2 protein-coding genes, 1 tRNA gene and 1 pseudogene are annotated in these 4,136 nt (G+C 67.8%); all 4 read left to right on the forward strand.

Annotated features, from left to right (window positions below; all coding sequences use genetic code 11):
* Positions 1–335 (forward strand): annotated as a pseudogene (locus LQV45_RS19630) (4-(cytidine 5'-diphospho)-2-C-methyl-D-erythritol kinase); the annotation flags it as partial.
* 72 nt (positions 336–407) lie between these two features.
* Positions 408–2,237 (forward strand): ABC-F family ATP-binding cassette domain-containing protein, encoded by a 1,830-nt coding sequence (locus tag LQV45_RS19635; RefSeq protein ID WP_230008456.1) that lies wholly within the window; start codon positions 408–410, stop codon positions 2,235–2,237.
* A 971-nt stretch (positions 2,238–3,208) separates the two neighbouring features.
* Positions 3,209–3,280: transfer RNA gene (locus tag LQV45_RS19640), tRNA-Gln, on the forward strand.
* A 43-nt stretch (positions 3,281–3,323) separates the two neighbouring features.
* Positions 3,324–4,136: NTP transferase domain-containing protein (locus LQV45_RS19645; protein WP_230008457.1), on the forward strand; the 813-nt coding region annotated here is incomplete at its 3' end.

The raw sequence follows: 4,136 nt of genomic DNA on the forward strand, positions 1-4,136 counted from the left end.
GCCTGGCGGTGGACGAACCCGACGCCGTGGATCCCGGCGTGCTCACGGCTCTGCGCAGCGGCGATGCCGACGCCCTGAGCCGCGTGCTGGTCAACGACCTCCAGCGCGCCTCGATCGAACTGGCCCCGGGCCTGCGCGAGACCCTGGGCCGCGGCGAGGCCTGCGGCGCGATCGCAGGCATCGTCTCCGGCTCCGGACCCACCGTCGCGTTCCTCGCGCACAGCCCCGCCGCGGCCGCCGGGCTCGCCGAAGAGCTGCGGCACCACAGCCTCGACGCCATGGCGGTGCACGGGCCGGTGCACGGGGCCCGCATCATCTCCGATACGCTCCTTTAGGAGCTTTTGACGCATCGCATCCGATGACTTCACAGCTTCACTTCACCGATACACCTAAGAAAGCAGTTCCCAGTGGCACACCTGCTCGGCGGCGAGAACCTCACGGTCTCGTATGCAACCCGTACCGTCCTCGATGGCATTACCCTCGGCCTTGAAGAGGGCGACCGGATCGGCATGGTGGGCCGCAACGGTGACGGCAAGTCAACCCTGATGCGGTTGCTGGCCATGCGCTCCACCCCGGACTCCGGCCGGGTGACCAAGCGCAGCGAGGTCAACATCGGCTACCTGGACCAGAGCGACGTGCTCGACGGCGACCTCACCGTCGGCGCCGCGATCGTGGGGGACCAGGCCGACTACGAGTGGGCCCGCAATCCCCAGATCCGCGAAGTCATGGGCGGGCTGGTGTCCGACGTCGACTGGCACGCCAACGTCCACGCGCTCTCCGGCGGGCAGAAGCGGCGTGTGGCGCTGGCCAAGCTGCTGATCGAGGACCACGACGTCATCATGCTCGACGAGCCCACCAACCACCTCGACGTCGAAGGCGTCGCGTGGCTGTCCCGGCACCTGAAGACCCGCTGGCGGGCCAACCAGGGCGCCTTCCTCGTCGTCACCCACGACCGGTGGTTCCTCGACGAAGTCTGCACCAAGACCTGGGAAATCCACGACGGCATCATGGACCCGTTCGACGGCGGCTATGCCGCCTACGTCCTGGCCCGGGCCGAGCGCGACCGCTCCGCTTCCGTGATGGAAAGCAAGCGCCAGCAGCTCGTGAAGAAGGAACTCGCCTGGCTCAGGCGCGGTGCCCCGGCCCGCACCGCCAAGCCCAAGTTCCGGATCGAGGCAGCCAACGCCCTGATCGCGGACGTCCCCGAGCCGCGCGACTCGACGGCGCTGAGCAAGATGGCCACCGCCCGGCTGGGCAAGGATGTCCTGGACCTCGAGCACGTCTCGCTGGACTTCCTCGGCGGCGAGGCCGGGCAGAAGCTCTTCGACAACATCACGCTGCGCCTCGCCCCCGGGGAGCGGCTGGGCCTCGTGGGCGTCAACGGCGCCGGCAAGACCACCCTGCTCAAACTCCTCAACGGTGAGATCCAGCCCAGCTCCGGGAAGGTCAAGCGCGGCAAGACGGTGGTCACCGCGGTCCTGACCCAGGAGGTCAAGGAACTCGACGACGTCTCGGACCTGCGCGTGATCGAAGTGATCGAGCGGGAAAAGCGCTCCTTCAACGTCGGCGGCAAGGAATTCACCGCCGGCCAGCTCGTGGAGCAGCTGGGCTTCACCAACGAGAAGCAGTGGACCCCGGTCAAGGACCTCTCCGGTGGCGAACGCCGGCGGCTGCAGCTCCTGCGCCTGCTCGTGGGGGAGCCGAACGTGCTGATGCTTGACGAGCCGACCAACGACCTCGACACCGACACCCTCGCCGCCGTCGAAGATGTGCTCGACGGCTGGCCGGGCACGCTCGTCGTCGTCAGCCACGACCGCTACCTGCTCGAGCGCGTCACGGACCACCAGATGGCGCTCCTTGGCGATGGCAAGATCCGTGCCCTGCCGCGCGGCGTGGACCAGTACCTCGAACTGCGGGAAGGGGCCATGGCCGGCTCCACGATCACAGGCGGCGGCAACCCCGTCACCTCCGCCGGCGGGGGATCCACTCCCGCCACCAGCGGCCCTTCCGAGGCCGAAAAGCGCGACGCCCGCAAGGCCAAGAACCGGATCGACCGCCAGCTGGGCAAACTCAAGCAGCAGGAAGACAAGATCCACGCCCAGATGACCGCCGGGGCCGGGGACGCCAGCAAGTTCGACCAGCTCGCCGGGCTTAACGCGAAACTCCAGGAACTGGCCGGGGAACGCGAAGCCCTTGAACTCGAATGGCTCGAAGCCCTGGAAGTGCTGGGGGAGTAGCCTCCTGCCCTCCCCGGGACATGCCCAGCGTGAGCACCCACCGCTGGACATGTCCCTCGCAGCCCTCAAAACCCACGGGACATGTCCCTCGCCGCGGACCAGGGATGGGCATGTCCCTTGGCGGGCTGAATTTCCGCTGGGCATGTCCCTTGGTGCGGACCAACACTGGACATGTCCCTTGGAGGGCTCAATTCCCGCCGGGCATGTCCCTCGCCGCGGGCCAGCATTGGACATGTCCCTTGGAGGGCTCAAATCCCGCCGGGCATGTCCCTCGCCGCGGGCCAGGGATGGGCATATTGGCGTTATGCCCATTGTCCGGGACCAACACTGGGCATATCCCGCATAGGGACCGAGGTCTCTGCGCACGCCCGGGAAGGCACGTCCCGCGGAGTGCGTGAATCCTGCGCCACATGTCACTTTGCGCGGGCCAGCACTGGACATGTCCCTTGGAGGGCTCAAATCCCGCAGGGCATGTCCCTCGGCGCGGACCAGCACTGGACATATTGGCATCATGTCCATTGCTCGGGACCAACACTGGGCTCATCCCGCGTAGGGGCCGAGGTCTCTGCGCGCCCAAAAAGGCACGTCCCGCGGAGTGCGTGATTCCTGCGGCATATGTCCGGCCGCGCGGACCAACACTGGACATGTCCACTGGAGGGGCGAAATCCCGCCGGGCATGTCCCTCGTCCAGAGATGGGCATATTGGCAGTATGTCCATTGCTCGGCTCCAACACTAGGCATGTCCCGCGTGGGGAACGGGGTCTCTGCGCACACCCCGGAAGGCACGTTCCGCGGAGCTCGTGAATCCCGCGGCACATGTCCCGCCGCGCGGACCAAGAATGGGCATGTCCCGTGGCGCTGGCCGCACCGCCCTCCCGCGCCTGCCCGCTCCTTCCGCGGCGCTGAGTCGCACGAGCATCAACCTTCGTGGCAGAATTGATTCTCGTGCCACAGGTCAAGCCTGGGCACGGTCCGCTCTGGTGTAATGGCAGCACCCCGGCCTTTGGAGCCGTGGAGTATAGGTTCGAGTCCTATGGGCGGAACTTGGCGAGACACACCGCGCAACCAAGCAAGGAGAGCCAATACGTGAGCCCCGAGAATACTGGCCCGGCCGCCGTGATCGTCCTAGCTGCAGGGGCCGGTACCCGGATGAAATCCCGTACCCCCAAAATTCTCCATGAGATCGGCGGCCGCTCGCTGGTCGGCCACGCGCTCCAGGCGGCCCGCAGTATCAGCCCCCGCGAGCTGGCCCTGGTGGTCCGGCATGAACGCGACCTCGTGGCCGCCCACGTCTCCGCCCTCGATCCGAAAGCCCTGATTGTGGACCAGGACGATGTGCCCGGCACCGGCCGCGCGGTCGAGGCGGCACTGGAAGCGCTCGACACGCTCGACCCCCAAGACCCGCTGGCCGGAACGGTCGTGGTCACGTACGGCGACGTCCCGCTGCTCACCGGTGGCCTGCTCGGCGAGCTCGTCGCCGCCCACGAGGCCGAGGGCAACGCCGTCACCGTCCTCACCGCCGTGCTCGAGGACGCCACCGGCTACGGTCGCATCCTCCGCGCAGAAGACGGAACCGTCACGGGAATCCGCGAACACAAGGACGCCACCAGCGCCGAACGCGAAATCCGTGAGGTTAACTCCGGCATCTACGCCTTCGACGCCGCAGTCCTGCGCGACGCGCTGGTCCACGTCACCACGGACAACGCCCAGGGCGAAAAGTACCTCACCGATGTCCTGGCCCTGGCCCGCGCCGCGGGCGGCCGCGTCGCGGCCGTCGTCACCGACGACCGCTGGCAGGTGGAGGGCGCCAACGACCGCGTCCAGCTCTCGGCGCTCGGCGCTGAACTCAACCGCCGCACCCTCGAAGCCTGGATGCGCGCCGGCGTGACCGTCGTGGAT

It is taken from the genome of Microbacterium sp. Bi128, from assembly GCF_918698205.1.